Source organism: Gammaproteobacteria bacterium (assembly GCA_015709615.1).
Classification (GTDB): domain Bacteria; phylum Pseudomonadota; class Gammaproteobacteria; order Burkholderiales; family Nitrosomonadaceae; genus Nitrosomonas.
This window is the reverse complement of the sequence record CP054179.1, coordinates 1863106-1882174: the sequence shown is the minus strand read 5'-3', so window position 1 is coordinate 1882174 and position 19069 is coordinate 1863106. Positions and strand designations below refer to the sequence as shown.

15 protein-coding genes and 2 pseudogenes are annotated in these 19069 nt (G+C 50.4%); 11 read left to right on the top strand and 6 right to left on the bottom strand.

All coding sequences use genetic code 11. The features are described from left to right. The 6 genes from HRU77_09135 to HRU77_09110 all read left to right on the top strand — a co-directional run bounded on the left by HRU77_09135 (nucleotide 1) and on the right by HRU77_09110 (nucleotide 9177). Nucleotides 1-1584 carry a hypothetical protein gene (locus HRU77_09135; protein ID QOJ22117.1) on the top strand — a complete coding sequence of 528 codons (1584 nt, stop codon included), beginning with the start codon at nucleotides 1-3 and terminating at the stop codon, nucleotides 1582-1584. A 209-nt stretch (nucleotides 1585-1793) separates the two neighbouring features. Beyond that, nucleotides 1794-6119: a hypothetical protein gene (locus HRU77_09130; protein ID QOJ20841.1), complete on the top strand. Its 4326-nt coding sequence runs from the start codon at nucleotides 1794-1796 to the stop codon at nucleotides 6117-6119. 83 nt (nucleotides 6120-6202) lie between these two features. Beyond that, nucleotides 6203-7078, top strand: a complete 876-nt coding sequence (locus HRU77_09125) for an EamA family transporter (GenBank protein QOJ20840.1) — start codon at nucleotides 6203-6205, stop codon at nucleotides 7076-7078. Nucleotides 7079-7213: 135 nt separating this feature from the next. Further along, on the top strand, nucleotides 7214-8095 hold the full coding sequence (locus HRU77_09120; protein QOJ20839.1) for a hypothetical protein: 882 nt from the start codon (nucleotides 7214-7216) through the stop codon (nucleotides 8093-8095). A 73-nt stretch (nucleotides 8096-8168) separates the two neighbouring features. Continuing rightward, nucleotides 8169-8849, top strand: a complete 681-nt coding sequence (locus HRU77_09115; GenBank protein ID QOJ20838.1) for a methyltransferase domain-containing protein — start codon at nucleotides 8169-8171, stop codon at nucleotides 8847-8849. Between the two features lie 97 nt (nucleotides 8850-8946). Beyond that, nucleotides 8947-9177, top strand: coding sequence for a sulfurtransferase TusA family protein (locus tag HRU77_09110; protein QOJ20837.1), 231 nt, complete (start codon nucleotides 8947-8949; stop codon nucleotides 9175-9177). A 56-nt stretch (nucleotides 9178-9233) separates the two neighbouring features. Here HRU77_09110 and HRU77_09105 read toward each other — a convergent pair whose 3' ends face one another. The 3 genes from HRU77_09105 to pmbA form a co-directional block, all read right to left on the bottom strand. Continuing rightward, nucleotides 9234-10022 (bottom strand): PEP-CTERM sorting domain-containing protein, encoded by a 789-nt coding sequence (locus HRU77_09105; GenBank protein QOJ20836.1) that lies wholly within the window; start codon nucleotides 10020-10022, stop codon nucleotides 9234-9236. An 88-nt stretch (nucleotides 10023-10110) separates the two neighbouring features. After that, nucleotides 10111-10737 (bottom strand): PEP-CTERM sorting domain-containing protein, encoded by a 627-nt coding sequence (locus HRU77_09100; protein ID QOJ20835.1) that lies wholly within the window; start codon nucleotides 10735-10737, stop codon nucleotides 10111-10113. A gap of 298 nt (nucleotides 10738-11035) precedes the next feature. Further along, the gene (pmbA, locus tag HRU77_09095) at nucleotides 11036-12394 is read right to left on the bottom strand and encodes a metalloprotease PmbA (protein QOJ20834.1); all 1359 of its coding nucleotides are present in this window, start codon (nucleotides 12392-12394) and stop codon (nucleotides 11036-11038) included. A gap of 156 nt (nucleotides 12395-12550) precedes the next feature. Between pmbA and HRU77_09090 the strand changes: the two genes are divergently transcribed. From HRU77_09090 to HRU77_09070, 5 genes and pseudogenes are all read left to right on the top strand, one after another. Further along, a complete protein-coding gene (locus tag HRU77_09090) occupies nucleotides 12551-12994 on the top strand; it encodes a DUF615 domain-containing protein (protein ID QOJ22116.1) in 444 nt (147 codons plus the stop codon). Nucleotides 12995-13052: 58 nt separating this feature from the next. Then, the gene (locus tag HRU77_09085) at nucleotides 13053-13781 is read left to right on the top strand and encodes an endonuclease/exonuclease/phosphatase family protein (GenBank protein ID QOJ20833.1); all 729 of its coding nucleotides are present in this window, start codon (nucleotides 13053-13055) and stop codon (nucleotides 13779-13781) included. A gap of 121 nt (nucleotides 13782-13902) precedes the next feature. Beyond that, nucleotides 13903-14714 (top strand): annotated as a pseudogene (locus HRU77_09080) (transposase family protein). Between the two features lie 10 nt (nucleotides 14715-14724). Then, nucleotides 14725-14997 (top strand): annotated as a pseudogene (locus HRU77_09075) (hypothetical protein). Nucleotides 14998-15114: 117 nt separating this feature from the next. Further along, entirely contained in the window at nucleotides 15115-15792 is a 678-nt protein-coding gene (locus HRU77_09070; protein QOJ20832.1) for an IS1595 family transposase, read from the top strand. Nucleotides 15793-15902: 110 nt separating this feature from the next. Here HRU77_09070 and sucD read toward each other — a convergent pair whose 3' ends face one another. The 3 genes from sucD to HRU77_09055 all read right to left on the bottom strand — a co-directional run bounded on the left by sucD (nucleotide 15903) and on the right by HRU77_09055 (nucleotide 19023). Next, a complete protein-coding gene (gene sucD, locus HRU77_09065; GenBank protein QOJ20831.1) occupies nucleotides 15903-16790 on the bottom strand; it encodes a succinate--CoA ligase subunit alpha in 888 nt (295 codons plus the stop codon). A gap of 9 nt (nucleotides 16791-16799) precedes the next feature. After that, nucleotides 16800-17978 (bottom strand): malate--CoA ligase subunit beta, encoded by a 1179-nt coding sequence (locus HRU77_09060; protein QOJ20830.1) that lies wholly within the window; start codon nucleotides 17976-17978, stop codon nucleotides 16800-16802. Nucleotides 17979-18072: 94 nt separating this feature from the next. Next, on the bottom strand, nucleotides 18073-19023 hold the full coding sequence (locus tag HRU77_09055) for a CoA ester lyase (GenBank protein ID QOJ20829.1): 951 nt from the start codon (nucleotides 19021-19023) through the stop codon (nucleotides 18073-18075). Nucleotides 19024-19069: the final 46 nt, after the last annotated feature.

Genomic DNA, 19069 nt, shown 5'->3' with positions numbered 1-19069 from the left:
CTGATACGTTTTTTTATTTTAGCAATCCTGCTGTTACTGGCCGGAGCGGCAACCGCCGACGGCAATCATCACCATGGCGGCGGCCTTGATCAGCAAAAACTCGGCAAGGTGCATTTCCCGGTTTCCTGCACACCCGCCGCACAAGTGCAATTCAACCAGGCAGTCGCGATGCTGCATTCGTTCTGGTACGACGAAGCGGAAAAAACTTTCCGCCAGGTCACCGTCACGGATCCCAATTGCGCCATGGGTTATTGGGGTATTGCCATGAGTCTTTACCAGCAGTTATGGGCGACGACACCGTCCGCTTCGGAATTGCAACAAGGGCGCAGCGCCATCTCGCAAACGAAATTGCTAACTATCAAAACTGCCCGGGAAAAAGCTTATTTGAATGCCGCGGCCACTTTATATCCGCTGGATGACAGCAACGACTACAGCAGCCGCAAGCTGGCGTACGAACAAGCGATGAAGCGTATCGTCACAGAATTTCCCGATGATCATGAAGCTGCGGTGTTTTATGCGCTGGCGCTGATTTCGAATGCCGCGCCGGACGACAAAACTTTCGTCAAGCAAAAACAAGCACTGCAATTGCTGCAACGTGTTTTGAAAGATGAACCGCAGCACCCCGGTGTCGCGCATTACATCATTCACAGCAGCGATTATCCCGAGCTGGCGGAACTCGGACTCGATGCCGCCCGGGCATACACGCAAATCGCACCGGCCGTGCCGCACGCGCTGCATATGCCGTCGCATATTTTTATCCGCCTGGGGCAATGGCAAGATGCGGCGCAATCGAATCTGGCGGCGGACCAGGCCGCGCAGGAACACGCCCGGCAGCACGCGTCGAGCAATAACTGGGATCAGCGCTTTCACTTCATGGATTATATGCTGTACGCCTATTTGCAACTGGGTGAAACGGGCAAAGCATGGGACATCGTGCAACAAGTGCAAGCCATCGGCAACGCGCAACCGTCCAATACCACGGTAGCCTATGCCTACGCCGCCATCCCGGCGCGTTATACGGTTGAACGCGGTGATTGGCACGGAGCAGCGAAACTGCACCTTCATCCGGCTGATTTCCCGTGGCAGCAATTCGGCTGGTGCGAAGCGATCATCCATTTTGCCAGAGGTCTAGGCGCGGCCAAAACCGGCAACGTCACCGATGCGAAAGACAGTCTGCAAAGGCTGGAAGCATTGCGCGATCTCGATCGTTCAGCCCAAAAACACTACACGGCCGGTCAAATCGAAATTCAACGCCTGGCCGTTGCCGCCTGGATCGCCGCTGCCGAGAACCGGAACGAAGAAGCATTGCGGTTGATGCGCGCATCCGCCGCTTTGGAAGATTCGACCGAAAAAGACAACGTCACTCCCGGCGCCGTCATCCCAGCCAGGGAATTGCTCGGCGAACTGTTGCTGACGCTGAACCAACCGGCCGCCGCCTTGCAGGAACTGGAAGCCTCTCTGCAACGCACCCCGAACCGCCGCAACGCGCTATACCGCGCAGCGCAAGCAGCGAGAGAAGCCGGGGATCAAGCCAAAGCTCAACGCTATGAACGACAATATCAGCAATTGCCAGTTTTTAATTAACCGAACCTATAACCATATAAATTCTATGATCTTCCTCAGAAAATCTGAGATTTCTGATCAGAAAAACTTATTCTTATTATTTGCATAAACAATCTCTACAAGAGTAACGACCCATGTTTCCATAAAAAACAAGATTCTCGATAAAATTACAAATAATTAAAATACAATGCAGCCTCATTGATTATGAAAAATGCGATTCCTGATCTCTCATGGCAAACGATTTTGTAGAGCTGAATAGGACTTTTCGTGATCTGCCGAAAGAGGCGAATGAGAGTGATGACACGGACTTCAGTCAATGGCTTCCTGCTGATAAGCGCCTGCGCTGGTCGGATCTGATTCAAGAGCGCCGCTTGGTTGTTTTATCCGAAGCCGGTTCGGGCAAAACGACCGAAATCCGTAACATTGCACGTTCACTTAGAAGCGAAGAAAAATCAGCGCTTTTTCTTCGCCTGGAACATGTTGCTGACCATTTTGAAGATTCTTTTGAAGAAGGAAGTTACAAAGAATTTGTTGCGTGGTTAACATCGAGCAACGAAGGGTGGCTTTTTCTCGATTCGGTAGATGAGGCACGTCTTCAAGACCCTCGCGACTTTGAACTCGCGATTCGCAAATTAAGTAAACAAATCAGTATCGCAAAAGATCGAGTACATATTGTCATCACCAGCCGAACAACAGCGTGGCGACCCGAGACCGATTTAACTTACTGCGAAACTTGGCTTCCTTATGCAAGACTTCATACATCCGCAAGCAGCCTACAGACGAAAAATATTGAATCTGATGACGATATTGCACCCGATAGCAATATTCAAACCCAGCAAGATTCACGTGGTGAAACATCTTCGATCTTCAGGATCGTTGCACTGGATGATCTCGCATCCGATCAAATCGAAGTTTTTGTCAAAGCGCGAGGAATAGCAGATAGCAAGGCTTTTCTCGATGCAGTGGAACGCGCGGATGCGTGGTCGTTTACAGCACGTCCTCAGGACTTGGAGGAATTAATCGGATTCTGGCTAGATCATAACCAAATCGGGAGCCGTTTCGAGATCATGCAAAACAGCATCGAACGCAGATTAACTGAGCGCGACCCGGATCGCGCCGATGTCAGTCCGCTTTCGGTAGAGCGTGCTCGACAGGGAGCAAGGTTACTGGCAGCAGCAGCGACACTGATGCGTGAATCAACAATCAAGGTTCCGGACGGTAGCGCTAATTCCAAAGGAATCGATGTTCGATCCGTACTGCCGGATTGGAATAGCAAGGATCAATCGACACTGTTGTCATTGCCAATTTTCGATGAAGCGATTTATGGCACGGTGCGCTTTCATCATCGTTCGGTACGGGAATACTTAACCTCCGAGTGGTTTGGCGGATTGCTCAAGCGCGAAACATCGCGGCGGAATATCGAAGCATTATTCTTTCGCAATCAGTACGGTTTGGATATTGTCGCTCCCACGCTACGTCCTATCTTGCCTTGGTTGATCCTTTGGGACGAGAAAATCGGAGACCGTGTCCGCAAACTGGCGCCGGAAATCCTTTTTGAAGGAGGCGATCCGAGTCGATTACCAGTAGCAGTGCGCCGGAGTGTGCTACGCGATGTCTGCGAACAAATGGCCAGTAATACAACCGGGCGCAGCATGCGAGACGAAGCAGCAGTGCAGCGATTTGCAGGCCCCGATCTGACCGATGACGTGCTGGCATTGCTCCGGGAATATGCCAATAATGACGACTTGAAGGCATTCCTGCTTCGCATGGTATGGATCGGACAGCTTGAAGGTGCGCGGCAGGAAGTCATGGAGGTTGCGCTCAATCCTCAGGCGGAGCGTTATGTGCGCATCGTGGCGTTCAGAGCCATCAAGGCAATCGGTTCCAAAGAAGATCAAGAGCATATCTGTCAAAATTTTCTAACCGAAGCACCAAAACTTAACCGTGAATGGCTTGCCGAGCTTGTTGAAGGAAGGAAACCCACTGAACAGGCGCTAACTTGGCTATTGGCAGGTTTAGAAAAGCTTCAGCCGGTTGAAAATTATTATGGTGACAATTTGCTTCACAACTTAACAGCGTTTGTTGAAGAGGCAGACATCGAACTGCTACCTAAAATTATTGAAAGCTTTAACAAATTACTGGATTTGCCGCCGGTAATTGAGCAGTGGTTCTGCGAAATATCCGAGCAATTTCAGTGGTTGATTGCACCGGCCTGCAAGGCAGTTGAACGATTGATTTCGATTCGTCATCCTGCCTCACTCAAACCGCATGCACTCGAAATTCTCTATAAACTGCCTTCTGTACGTGAATACGAAATCAACCGCTCATCTGATTTCAAGGCAGAGTTTTCAAATCTGATTCCTGCGTGGAAAGAATTGAATAGCGCGTTATTTTGGTTCGAAGTGCGAAAGTCCAGAAATGCCAGAGATAAACGCAATGGGGAACGGTTGACCGAATTTTATCAAGTTCCATTCCGGCCGTTCTGGCGATTCGAGGAAAGCGATTTTGAATCTATTACCGAAGAAATTTCTAATCGAGCGTTTCTAGATGATCGATTGGTTGCTTTGTCATTGGCTTTTGATCTTTACAAAAAAGCTGGTCGGCCAGCTGTCTGGCGTAGGCAACTGAAAAAACTGGTTGCTGACAGTAAGGAGCTATCCGAGCGCCTTAGTTCTTATTTAAAGCCTCCTGCACAAGATTTAATTTATCGACGTCTGAAACAAGAAGAATCGAAATGGAACAGGCAGCATAAGACTTACCAAAAGCAACAAGAAAAAAATCTGGCGGACTGGAAGGAATACTTTAACGAGAAACTTAACGAAGCTTCAGCCGCGCTTCGTGAGAGTCCCGGAATTCTCACAAATAATTTGCTGTATCTTTTCGATCAAACCAGGAAAACGAAAAATTCAACGAATCGCTGGACCGATTATAACTGGCGAGTGCTGATACCCGAGTATGGGGAAAAAGTCGCGCGATTTTATCGCGATGGCACTGTTTGTTTTTGGCGGCATTACAAACCGAAATTACGATCAGAAGGCGCACCGTTCAATAAAACAACTTACGAAGTCATTATTGGATTGGTTGGTCTTGAAATTGAGACCCGTGAAACTAAAGATTGGCCGAAGCATTTGAATCCCGATGAAGTTGAGTTGGCTTGCAGATACGCGAGCTTTGAGTTGAATGGTTTTCCGCTTTGGTTCCCTCGGCTTTTCGAAACATACCCGCAGCTTGTAAGCAATTTTCTCATGCAAGAAATCCGCTATGAATTGTCGATAGAAACACCGGAAGCTGAAACGCATTACATCATCAGCGATTTGAGCTGGACAGGACAGTGGGCTTGGGTTCAAATCGCACCGGCATTGTATGATCTGCTGAATGGCATGGAGCCAAAGAATCTGACTAACCTCGATAGACTGCTTAAGATCGTTGAAGGCTCGTCATTAACAGATAATCAAATTGAAGCGTTGGCTTCTCAAAAATGCCACAATTTGACTGAGTGGGATCATGTGGCACGTTGGTTTGCCGTATGGATGAGCGTTACACCCGATGAAGCAATGTCAGCGCTCATTGCCCGAATTGAGTCGATATCCGATCCGAAGCAACAAACTTTGTTCGCGATGATTTTTGTTACCCAACTGCTGGGAGGACGTAGGACTGATAGCTCTGTGGTGCGGCAGGCATTCAAAACGCCGAAACATTTGAAATCACTTTATCTGCTGATGCACAAATATATTCGCCGTGAAGACGACATCGACCGTGCTGGAAAAGGCGTTTATTCACCCGGATTAAGAGATGATGCGCAAGATGCACGGAACAATTTGTTCAAGTTACTGAATCAAATTCCCGGTAAAGAATCATTTCAAGCACTGAGGGAAATTGCTGAGACACATCCAAACAAAGAATCCCGGCAATGGGTGATACTTCAAGCAAAAACAAAAGCCGAACAAGACGGCGATATCGGGACCTGGAAGCCTGAGCAAGTAAAAGAATTTAACGATCAATTAGAACGCACCCCGAGCAATCATAAAGAATTGTATGAATTGGCTGTTTTTCGGCTTGAGGATCTCAAGCACGACTTGGAGCACGGCGACAGTAGCATTGCCAGCATTCTAAAAGAAGTTAGGCTCGAAACCGAGATGCGTAAGTTCATTGGACGAGAGTTGCGTGAGAAGGCATCTGGGCGTTATTCCATTCCTCAAGAAGAAGAGTTGGCCGACGCCAAGAGGATTGACCTGAGATTCCAGGGAATGAGCTTTGATGGCCCTGTTCCTGTTGAACTCAAACTTGCGGATAACTGGAGCGGGCCGAAGCTATTTGAGCGACTTGAGAATCAGCTTTGCGGCGACTACTTGCGGGACAGTCGATCTAACCGAGGTATTTTCGTTCTCGTGTATCGAGGTGAACAACATCATTGGGAAATCCATGACAGTGGTCGACTGGATTTCATCGGGCTGGTTGAAGCTCTGCAGAAGCAGAGGCAGCACATTTCTCCGGAATTTCCGGAAGTTGATGACATAACAGTCATCGGAATCGATTTGACCAAAAGATCATGTTGATTCAATTTTTGAGAAACCGTCCAAGAATTCCATCTCCGTTATTCTGAGAACCTGATTCACACTGCGACTACGCACATAAAACCATGCATCTGCAACATATCGCACTGGCCGTTTTCGTGGCGGTGATCTGGGGGTTCAATTTCGTGATGATCAAGGCAGGGCTTGACGAGCTTCCGCCGGTTCTGTTGTGCGCGTTGCGTTTCTTTTTTGCGGCGTTTCCCGCGGTCTTTTTCGTTCAGCGGCCTGCTATCGCTTTCCGGCGCGTGCTGATTTTCGGATTCACGATGTTTGCGCTGCAATTTACTTTGCTGTTCTTCGGCATGGCTACCGGTGCGACCGCCGGTTTGGCTTCGCTATTGCTGCAAGTGCAGGTGTTCTTTACGATGTTATTGGCGATCGTGTTTCTGGATGAGAAACCTTCCGGCTGGCAAATCACCGGTGCGATCGTCGCATTTTGCGGTATCGGGCTTGTCGCTGCCAATCTGGGTGGCGACATCTCGGCGTTGGGCATGGTGCTGATCGTTGCAGCTGCGGCTTCGTGGGGCGCAGGTAATCTGATTTCCAAACGGCTCGGTAAGATCGACATGCTGGCGCTGGTCATCTGGGGAAGCTTTGTTGCATGGCCACCGCTGTTGCTGGTGTCATTCATCTTTGAACAAGACGCCTGGAATCTCGCAAGTATGTCCGAGCTGACGTGGCGCTCGTTTGCATCCATCGGATACAACGCCTACCCGGTTACCCTGCTGGGCTTCGCAGCGTGGAATTGGTTGTTGAGCCACTATCCGGCGGCGACGGTCGCGCCGTTTTCGCTACTCGTACCGGTGTTCGGGTTTGCGAGCTCGGCATTCGTGATGGGAGAGCCAATCTATGCGTGGAAAATCGCTGCTGCGGTTCTAATTATTACGGGGTTGTGCATTAACCTGCTGGGGGTTCGCTTCGCCGGAATCCGCCGCGAGTAGCCGGTCCGTTTCTACGGTAATTTTCTTGCCGGTGTTTTTTCTGGCGAATTCAAACAAGCTGATTATAATAGCCAATCGATTCCTCGGTTCCTTTGCTTAGGGAAACTCTGAAAAACTGCTGATAAGGAGAAACTCATGTCGCTAGGCTATTACAAATTGATCAAAGGGCAGCTCGCCGTCATGCATCGCCAATCCCCGGATGGAGACAGCATGCGCTTTATCGCGGATGACATGTCCCTGTTTGCCGATCTTCCCCGTTATTCCGAACCGAGTGAGGCCAGTGGCACTGAAAGTTATCAGCTGCGCTTCCAAGCCATCGATACACCTGAATTGCACTATGGCGGAGCGGCGCAGCCTCATGGCCGTGCAAGCCGCAACGGTTTGTTGAAATGGCTTGGGGAGAATCCCAAAGAATGGAATTGGGATATTGCACCGGCCGGTTTTCATTGGACAAAGCGTGCGGAAATATTGACCGACGGTTTTGAAGCGCATGGCAGGCCGATCGCGTTTGTTTTGCTTGATTCCGGATTGGAAGACGGCGCCGAAACAAAGCTGACGACAGCATTGCTGAAGAATACTTACAACTATCATGCAGTCGAATCGGGGTTGGCTTATCTCGGATTTTACTCCGGCGGTCTCGCGTTGGAGACCAAGACCAGCCTTATCGCAGCTTACAAAAAAGCCAAAACCGCCCGGCGCGGGATTTGGAAACTCGATAAAACACGCCAATTCTCTGTAACAACGCTCGACGATCTCGGACCCGAGCAAGGTGCGCTCATTTACCCTAAGATCTTCCGCCGTTGCGTGGATGCGCTGAAATGGGCTGGCGGTTCGTTTGAACCCGGTATGGATCTGGATGACTTTCTTGCGCACAAACCGGGTGAAGACGACAAATTTATCGTGCATACGGCGCAAGAAGGACGCATCAAAAGCAGGTTGAGCGACACGCTGGAGCAAGTGAACAATCAAATCAAGATTCAAGTCGATCTCAATACGGTGGAATTCGTCTCGAAATAATTGATCTTTCCGGCAGCGAAAGACCGGATCGGATAGTTCAACGAGAGTATCCAAGAATGTTGATTCCCATGGTATGAAAAAACAGCCACATTTCATTCCGGCGTTTCATTTTCACTGGCTGACACGCTGGTACGATCCCATGATGCGGCGCTTTTTTCCCGAAACGGGGATCAAGGCGGCGTTGATTGCACAAGCGCACCTTCAACCCGGACAGACTGTGCTGGATGCGGGATGCGGTACCGGAACGCTGACGCTACTGATCAAACAAACCGAGCCGGGCGCAGCCGTTTATGGATTGGACATGGATTTTCAGGCACTGATCATTGCACGCGAGAAGACTGAGAAAGCGGGAGAGAATATCATGCTGCAACTGGGTTCGGCGGCTTGTCTGCCTTTTCCGGATGCAAGTTTCGATCGCATCTTTGCCAGTCTGATGCTGCATCATCTAATACGCCAGGATAAGCAACTAATGTTGCGCGAAGCATTGCGCGTGCTCAAACCGGGCGGTGAGCTGCATGTGGCAGATTTCGGCGCGCCGCACGATGCCGGTATGTGGCTGATCTCTTGCTTTATGCGCTGGTTCGAGGAAATTCACGATCATATGCTCGGCCTGCTGCCGGTTTTTATGGTCGAAGCCGGATTTCATGCGGTGCGAGAGACCGCGTACTACCGCACCTTGGTTGGCCCCATCACCCTATATTGCGCTAGCAAACCCGGAAGCGATGCTTCAACTGAGCAAATAGAACGTTCATGATGATCAGAGCATCGCACGTTTTATTCTCTTGAATTCCCTTGGAATTGGTAGTTGCAGGCATTATAGTAATGCGCCACAAAATCGACACGACTGAAAAATGCATGAAGTAGATAAAGAGCTCGATGCGCGCGGTCTGAATTGCCCGTTGCCCATATTACGCACCAAACAATCGCTGGCCGGGATGGTCAGCGGACAAATTCTGAAAATCGTCGCCACCGATCCGGGTTCGGTGATCGACTTTCAGGTTTTCGCCGAACAAACCGGCAATGAGTTGTTGTCGTTGGCCGAAGTGGAACGGGAGTTTATTTTTCTGCTGAAGAAGCGTTGAGCGTGTAGACCCGATTAAGGGAGGCAAAACCGGGCCTACATACAGAAAACGAGGGGTTAGCTGTCACGGCGTCTGAATAACATCAGTGCGCTCAAACCAGCAAGCAGCAATACCCAGGTTTGCGGTTCCGGAACGGGCGTTATCGTTTCGAAACTGAGTCGATCCAAGGTATAAGAGGTGCTGGGTATCGGCCCGGAACGATTGATTTCAACGACGACACCATCCACCTGATGCCAGTTGAAATCGGCATTGTTGGATACGCCCAGGGTGAACGATAGCGGTCCTCCAGGAACGGCCGGTACAATATTAATACCCGATTGCGAATAAAAAAGCGGTGTTAACGGATTTAATGGGACTGCTGTATAAAAGACCACATTAACGTTCAACCAATCCTCTACGCCGGAAAAATCAAATTTCAATGCGTTATATCCGGAAAGATCCAACCCCAACAATGGTCCGCCGACATGTGGATCGCCAGTCGGTCTTGTAAATGCTCCGTAGGTAATCAGAGTTTCCGCCATGGCGCCTGTGCCTTGCGCGACACTCAAATTACCCTCGCCGACTTGCAGCACCGACGCACTGCTAAGGGGGTTATTGTATACATGCAAGAAAGCTTCCCGGACACCTCCCGGTACTGCCGGGGTAGAAGTTTGAATTTCCCCTGCTACCCCCGGTGTATCGAAATCTCCCGCAACCGTTACCACGATTGACTCCCTGGGGGCCGGTGCGTCAAAGCTATCGAGCAGCAGGGATGCAGACATTACAGGGTTTGCGGACAGCAATCCTAAGATACCGAACAATCCGAATGCGCGTGCAGATTTGGGTGAAAAGTAACGTATCAGCATCTATGCCTCCTTGTACAAAAAAGCTGTAAAAATTTGATCCGGCTGATTTAATAACGATGGGTATTGGTATGGCGATGAAAGCTATTCTTCAATATTCAGTTGATTTTCTTCTTCGCTGTGCCAGGAATAAACCGAGCCCAGCTATCAACATAACGTAGCTTTCCGGTTCTGGAACAGCCGTCATAATGCCTTCCGCGAATACAAGGTCAGTTTCGGAGAAAACATCTAAAGGAAAATCTTGATGAAGGAATTGACCGCCGCCATAGGCATTTCCCTGGGTATGACGAACACCGATATCGCCACTGATGAGGGAGATCTCAGCTACATAAGTATGCCCCGGGTTTAGCGGTACCATAGACGGGAAATCGAAACGAAATAAATAACTGCCGCTATAGTTAAACGATAGCGGCAACGATTGTGCGATTATAGTTCCGCCAAAACCGTCCGGTCCTAAAACCTCATCGCGTATATTCACAACAGCTGTTCCGGTTCCGCCCAATAAAAATTCAATGGCATTCATCGAAGAGAAACCCGGTGTAAAGGATTGGCCGAATGAAAATGGTGCAAGAGCACCATTGGTTGTCTCATAAGGCCCCGGATTTTCTTGATCGATGAGTGTGATGGAGGATGCGGATGCGAGTCCAATTACAATAAAATTACTGACGAATAATACGCTGATAAATAAAATTGCAATCTTGCGTGAAAAGTATTTCATGATTTCTCCCGATATAAACGACTCATTGTTAAACAGCAGACAAATTAATAAATCAATACTGTTTGGTGCGTTTTACTTAGCTTTTGACTTTTACCAGTGTAAAAAGAACGGACACAGCGGTCTGTGAGAAAAATCACTTGAATGACAAAATACTGATGAAGGGAATCGGATATTTCGCGTTTTTAGAACACCGGAATAATCCTTGCACAGCATTAAGAATACTCCGGGAAAGATAGCGAGCGGCGGCCAAGCCAGGCGAAATCAGGAGAAACAAACCAGTAGGTTTTGCGGAACTTCCTTAACCCCCGGCAACCGTCATACGGTTGATCAATACCGAGCCACACTGTTTCGATCCGCGCACGATGACATCGTTGCCGATCGCGGCGATGCCCTGGAACATATCCTTCAGATTTCCGGCGATGGTGATCTCTTCCACCGGATAACTGATAGCGCCGTTCTCGACCCAGAAACCGGAAGCGCCGCGCGAATAATCGCCGGTGACGGCGTTGATGCCGTGACCAAGCAATTCGGTGACTAACAGGCCGCTGCCCATCTGCTTCAACAGCGCGTCAAAGCTAATTGCCGCGCCATTTTGCATGATCAGATTATGGGTGCCACCGGCGTTACCGGTGGTGCGCATGCCAAGTTTGCGCGCCGAATAACTGCCCAGGAAATAACCTTGCACGACACCGTTTTCCACCACGTTGCGGTCGACGGTAGCGACACCGTCGTCGTCAAACGGACCGCTCGCCAATCCTTTGTGCAGATACGGACGTTCCAGAATCTGGATATCCGGCGCAAAAATCTGCTGGCCGATGCTGTTCAGTAAGAAAGAAGATTTACGATACAAACTGCCGCCGCTCACTGCGCTCGCGAAATGTCCGATCAAGCCGGAAGCGATCGGCGCTTCAAACAGAACCGGCACCTCACGGGTATCGATTTTGCGCGCGCCCAGACGCGCCGCGCTGCGTTTGCCCGCTTTTTCCCCGATGCTTTGCACCGGTTCCAGATCGGCGGCGTCACGTGCCACGCTGTACCAGTAATCGCGTTGCTTGCTGTCGCCCTGCTCGGCGATCATCGCGCAACTGACGCTGTGGCGCGACAAAGGATAACCACCCATGAACCCCAGGCTGTTGGCATAAATAAACTGCGACTCGCTGACGGAAATCGTCGCGCCTTCGGAATTGGTGATGCGCTTGTCCGCCGCGAACGCGGCTTGCTCGCAGCTTTTCGCCAGATCGATCGCTTCTTCGACGCTGATTTGCCAAGGATAGTACAAATTCAACTCCGGATAGTTTTTGGCCAGCAGTTCCGCGTCCGCCAATCCGGCGCAATCGTCGTCCGCGGTATAACGCGCGATCGACAACGCCGCCGCTACCGTATCGCTGATCGCCTGCGGTGAGAAATCCGACGTACTGGCATGGCCGCGCTTTTGCCCGATATACACCGTCACGGACAATCCTTTGTCGCGATTGTATTCGATCGTTTCCACTGCATCCCGCCGCACCGTGGCGGTCTGGCCGAAGCCGTCGGACACGTTGGTTTCGCAAGCGCTGGCGCCGCCTTTTTGGGCATGTTGCAGAATATCGCGAGCGATTTGCTGCAGCGTGCTGATGGAATAGGAAAATCGGGTATCGGAAACGGTCAAGTTATTCATGGTGTGCAATCGGGATGAAAATATAAGCGGATTTCAAACGAGGAAGCTATGATAACAGCTTATTCACACTGCATTACATAGGTTACCGTGCAAAAAGAACCGGAATACGACGACACAGAAGCAATCGAACCAAGTAAAACGCAACGCAAGAAAGACATGCATGCCTTGCAGGAAATCGGCGAGCAACTGGTGGAACTGGATCCGAAGAAACTGGCCGAGTTTGATCTGCCGGAAATTTTGGTAGACGCCATCGCACTGGCTCGGTCGATGCAAAAACACGGCGCGCGGCGGCGGCAACTGCAATACATCGGCCGCCTCATGCGCGAAATCGACGCCCTGCCGATCCAGCAAAAACTCGATTCCTGGCAACAAACCTCCAAGCACCAAACCGCTCGGCTGCATCAATTGGAACGCTGGCGCGACCGCTTGCTGAACGATGAGCACGCACTCACCGAATTCGCCAAACAATACCCGCAAGCCGATTTACAGCGCCTACGGCTGCTGATCCGCAATGCGCAAAAGGAAAAAGCCGCAGAAAAACCGCCGAAGAATTTCCGGTTGCTGTTTCAGGAGTTGCAGGGGGTTATTGTTGAGGTTTGATTATCACGCAAAAGTGATTTCCAATGAACTAAGCGAAATCTAACTCTGATTGGCAATTATGAGAATCGTGAGCTGGAACTGTAATGGTGCTTTAAGGAAGAAGCTTGACATACTTTCCACACTTGACCCGGACATCTGCATTATTCAAGAATGTGAGGATCCCGCAAGGTGCCCGGATGTTTCATACCGTAAATGGGCGCAAAACCATCTGTGGGTCGGCGGCAATAAGAACCGGGGATTGGGGGTTTTCGCAAAACCGGATATATCTTTGGAACCAGTGAGTCTTGATCCCGGCTCGCTTGAATTGTTTCTTCCTTGCATCGTAGCCAATCGAATTTCGTTGCTAGCAACGTGGACCCGGCAGGCAAATTCTCCGACATTTCGTTATATTGGTCAGCTCTGGAAGTACCTGCAACAACATCAGCATTTCCTTACGCAACCAGAATCGATTCTTATCGGCGATCTAAACAGTAACACATGTTGGGATGCTTGGGATCGCTGGTGGAATCATAGCGATGTCGTGCGACAGCTACAGGAAATCGGCTTAAGAAGTCTTTACCATCATGAACGGAGCGAGGAACAGGGCAAGGAGAATACACCTACTTTTTTCATGTATCGGCGTTCAGACAAGCCATATCATATTGATTATGCGTTTCTGTCAGAAATTCTATTAGAAAGAGCCTCCTTGAAAGTCGGTACTCCCTCTCACTGGATCGAGAATAGTGATCACATGCCAATTATCGTGCACATAGCTGATAACGCTGAATCCAAGAAAAATCGCTGCTAAAGTTCAAGCAATAGAATGCTCACCAGAATGCAAGATGGTTGTTGATATGCGAATATCGTGTAACTCATCTAAGGTGTAAGAATTTCTAGCGTTGTTTACAGTATTCAGGAGAATACTGTAGATGAACATACACAAACGCACTCGCTTAACATTATTGGATCGTCAGGAAATCTGGCGGCTGTATCAAACCCGGCTGTAGAAGGTAGTTCAGCTGGCAGAATACTTTCACGTCAGCCGGCCAACGATTTATGACGTACTGAAACGAGCCAGACTCCAGGAATTTACTCCGCGTAGCAGTACCAATCAGCGCTTCAAGACACTGCAGTATGGCCTCAAACGTTTGGCTAAAGTAGAGCAAACCATCCAGGAACGTCTCAAGCGTGAAGCGAAGCGCTATAACAAATCTTATCCGGGCGAGCTCGTTCACCTCGATACCAAGCGGCTTCCATTATTGAAAGGACAGTCTGCCAATAAACCTCGCGAGTACCTGTTTGTGGCCATCGATGATTTCTCCAGGGAATTGTATGCCGATATCTTCCCGATAAAACCCAGCATAGTGCAGCTTGCTTTCTCACAAGCACTGTTGCTCAATGTCCTTACCAGATCGACTATGCTTATTCTGACAACGGCAAAGAATTTAAAGGAACTGACGGCCATGCTTTTGTCAAAGCTTGCAGGCAGCACGGTATCGGTCAGAAGTTTACTCGTGTCAATCGTCCTCAAACCAACGGCAAAGCTGAGCGGGTCATCCGTACCCTGATGGACATGTGGCACAGTAAGATTCACTTTAAAGACAGCGCCGATCGACGCATTCAGCTTCTCCGTTTCATTAACTTCTACAATACCGTTAAGCCTCATAAGAGTTTGAATAATGCCACCCCTTATGAAATACTCTTCGCTTATTTCAATCAACCTCTCTGTAAACAACCCTGAGATTTCTTACAATCTGGATTTTGTCATCCGCTATTTGTGGCGCGGCTCTTCGCGCAATTTCGTGCCGGATTATTTGATCCGGTTGAACAACGGTAAAACATTGGTACTGGAAGTCAAAGGGGTCGATGATGAGCGTAACCGGGTCAAGCGCGGAGCGATGGCAGTTTGGATCAGGACAGTCAACGAACAAGGCGGTTTCGGACAGTGGTGCTTCGATGTGGTGTTCGAGCCTGCAAGAACGCGCGATGTGATTTTGCAACATGCTGGTATTACTATCGTGTAGTACATTTGTCCTATAAAAAGAGGTGGCGATTCCTATGTCCTTAGAAATTTCTTTGCTGTATTTTTAAAAAGGGTCTTAGGAAGTTAAGCACTTACTAAAGTGTGCTAACTTTCTGAGATGAATGCTAAAAACAGATACTATTTTCGTTCTCGAATCAGAGAAGCAAAATTCAGGCAACTTATTCGATGTTTTTCGATGGATTTTACTGCTACTGACACAGCCCAATTGACCGGCATTTCTATCCGATCCGTCAATACCATTTATCTTAAAATACGACAGCGAATTGCCCAGAATTGCGAACTTGAATCCCCTCTGCAAGGTTCTGTAGAAGTTGATGAGTCTTACTTTGGTGCCCAGCGAGTCAGGGGTAAAAGGGGGCGGGGCGCTTATGGCAAAACAATAGTCTTTGGTGTGCTTAAACGCCAAGGAAAAGTTTATACAGAGATTGTTCCAGATTGCTCTAAAGCGACATTGCAAGCCATTATCCGTGGGCATGTAGCGCCCGATACCGTAATCCATTCCGATGGATGGCGTGGTTATGACGGATTGGTCGATATCGGCTTTGATAAGCACTTCAGGGTTCACCATGGTGACAATGAGTTTGCCAGTGGCGAGCGGCATATTAATGGTATCGAGTCTTTCTGGAGTTTTGCTAAAAGACGTTTGGCCAAGTTCAATGGTGTGCCCGAACATACTTTCTACCTGCACTTGAAAGAAACCGAATTTCGTTTTAATCATCGCCGTGATAATCTCTATCATGAAATTCTTAAATTGTTACGTTTAAACCCGCTTTAACTTCCTAAGACCCATGAAAATAAACAACGGGATTTTGATTCCCTGAAATAAAAAAACCCGGAAGCACCAGCTCCCGGTTTTTTGTTTTAACATCAACTACAATGACAGAATTACAACTTCGCCAGAACTTCCGCGACCGTTTGCCCCATCAGCGATGGAGTAGGGCAGATGGTAACGCCGAGTTCTTTCAGCATCGCGACTTTTTCGGCGGCGCTTTCACCGGCGGAGGAGATGATCGCACCGGCGTGGCCCATGCGGCGGCCTTCGGGGGCGGTCAGACCGGCGATGTAAGCCACCAGCGGTTTACTCATGTTTTCCTTGGCGAATCGACCGGCTTCGACTTCTTGCGGGCCGCCGATTTCGCCGATCATCAGTGCGACTTTGGTTTCCGGGTCTTGTTCGAGCCGTTCCAGGATGTCGCGGTGCGAGCTGCCGGGGATTGGGTCACCGCCGATGCCGACTGAGGTGGAAATGCCGATACCGAGCGCGCGCATTTGATCGGCAGCTTCATAACCCAAGGTGCCGGAACGACCAACCACGCCGATGTTGCCGCGAATATAGATATGACCGGGCATGATGCCAAGCATGGCGCGGCCGGGGCTGATGGTACCGGCGCAGTTCGGTCCGGTCAACAGCATGCGCTCTTCTTTCGGGAAACGGCGCAGGAAATTCTTCACCGTCATCATGTCTTGCGTCGGAATACCGTCGGTGATCGAGACGCAGTATTTGATCCCGGCGTCGGCGGCTTCCATGATCGAGTCCGCCGCGAATGCGGGCGGCACAAAGACGATGCTGGCTTCGGCGCCAACCTGGTCGACCGCTTCCTTGACGGTGTTGAATACCGGTAATCCCAGGTGCGTTTGTCCGCCTTTACCCGGCGTGACGCCGCCGACCACGTTAGAACCGTAGTCGATCATTTCCTGCGCGTGAAAAGTACCGATTCTGCCGGTAAACCCTTGAACAATGATGCGTGTTTTTTCGTCAATTAATATGGCCACTTTGAACTCCTAGGCTTTTGCGGCGACTTCGTTACGGGCGCGGACGACTTTTTCCGCGGCTTCCGCTAACGTATCGGCGGTGATGATCGGCAGGCCGCTGTCAGCAATGATGCGGCGGCCTTCTTCTACGTTGGTGCCGGACAAGCGGACTACCAGCGGCACTTTCATGTCAATGTTTTTGACGGCTTGCACCACGCCTTCGGCGATCCAGTCGCAGCGGTTGATTCCGGCGAAAATATTGACCAGCATCGCTTTGACGTTGCTGTCGGCCAGCACCAGACGGAACGCTTTTTCGGTGCGCTCGGCGGATGCGCCGCCGCCGACATCGAGGAAGTTGGCGGGCTCGCCGCCGGCCAGTTTAATCATGTCCATCGTCGCCATTGCCAGTCCGGCGCCGTTGATCATACAGCCGATGTCGCCGTCCAGACCGACGTAGCTCAAACCCGCTTCAGCCGCTGCGACTTCGCGCTGATCGACTTGCGTATTGTCGCGCAATTCGGCGATGCGGTGGCGGCGGAACAGCGCGTTTTCGTCGAACACCATTTTGGCGTCGAGCGCCACGATGTCGTTGCTGGCGGTAATCACCAGCGGGTTAATCTCCAGAATATTGGCATCCAGATCGCGCAATGCACGGTAACAGCCTTTGATGGTTTTCACCGCGCTGTTCAGTTGCGCCGGATCGATACCCAGGGCAAATGCCATTTTGCGCGCCTGGAAATCCTGCAAGCCGACTGCCGGTTCGACATAGATCTTGATGATCGCTTCCGGATTGGTCACCGCGAGTTTTTCGATTTCCATGCCGCCTTCTGCTGAGCCGATCATGATCACGCGCTCGCTGACGCGGTCGATCATGAGCGATAGATACATTTCCTTGGCGATTTTGGTGCCTGCTTCGATGTATAACCGCGAACAGACTTTTCCCGCCGGGCCGGTTTGATGCGTTACCAGTTTTTTGCCGAGCAAGGCTTCCGCGGCTTGTTCGACTTCGGCGTGCGTTTTGCAGACTTTGATACCGCCCGCTTTGCCGCGTGCGCCGGAATGAATCTGCGCCTTGACCACCCAGACATCGCCGTCGATTTCCCGGGCGCGCTGCACGGCCTCCACTACGCTGTAGGCCAAGCCGCCTTGCGCAATCTTGACGCCGTACTCGGCCAGTATTTCTTTTGCTTGATATTCGTGAATATTCACTTCAGTTTCCTCAACAATCGCATATTTGCGTAATTTTTATCGTTTCAAACTATCAGGCCCTAAAGATAAAGGCCGCATCGCGCGGCCTTCGTCATTAACCGTTTTTTGCTGCAATCGCATCCGCGATTTTCACCACATTGTTCGCCATTCTTTCCGAAGCTGCGTCGATCAAACGGCCATCCAGCGCGGCAGCGCCTTTGCCTTGCGCGGCGGCTTCCTTAAGCGCAGCCAGAATGCGCTTGGCTTTTTCAATTTCGCGCTCAGGCGGTGTAAACACATCGTTGGCCAGTGCTATCTGGGTCGGATGGATCGCCCATTTACCTTCACAACCCAGCGCGGCAGCGCGCTTGGCCGCGAGCACATAACCGTCGGGATCCTTGATGTCGCCGAACGGCCCGTCGATCGGACGCAAGCCGTATGCGCGGCATGCCACGATCATGCGGCTGATGGCGAAATGCCATTGATCGCCGGGATAATCCGGATTCAAGCCGCCGATGTTGGTGGTTCTGGCGCGGTTGCTGGCAGCATAATCGGCCACGCCGAAATGCAGCGCTTCCAGCCGTCCGGCTGCGCCGTTACGCGCGATGTCCTCGACATTGGCCATGCCCAGCGCGGTTTCGATCAGCGCTTCCAAGCCGATGCGGTTTTTCAATCCTTGCTGCATTTCGAGCTGGGTCACCATCGCTTGCACCATGTAGATATCCGCGTACACGCCGGCTTTCGGAATCAATAGCGTGTCGATTTTACTGCCGGCTTGTTCGACCAGATCGACCACGTCGCGCACCATGTACTGCGTATCCAGGCCGTTGATGCGCACGGAAACCGTGATGCCGTGACCTTTCCAATCCAAATCGTTGAGCGCTTGAATGACGTTTTTACGCGCCTGTACTTTGTCGTCCGGCGCAACTGCGTCTTCCAGATCGAGGAAAACAAAGTCAACACCGCTGTTCAATGCCTTCTCGAACATGCCCGGACTGGAACCCGGAACCGCCAGTTCGCAGCGCTGTACTCGCTGAATTTTGGTTTCATAAAGCGTGTGACTCATTTTTCCTCCAGAATTAATTAAATTTTTAAATAATCGATCGCGTTAA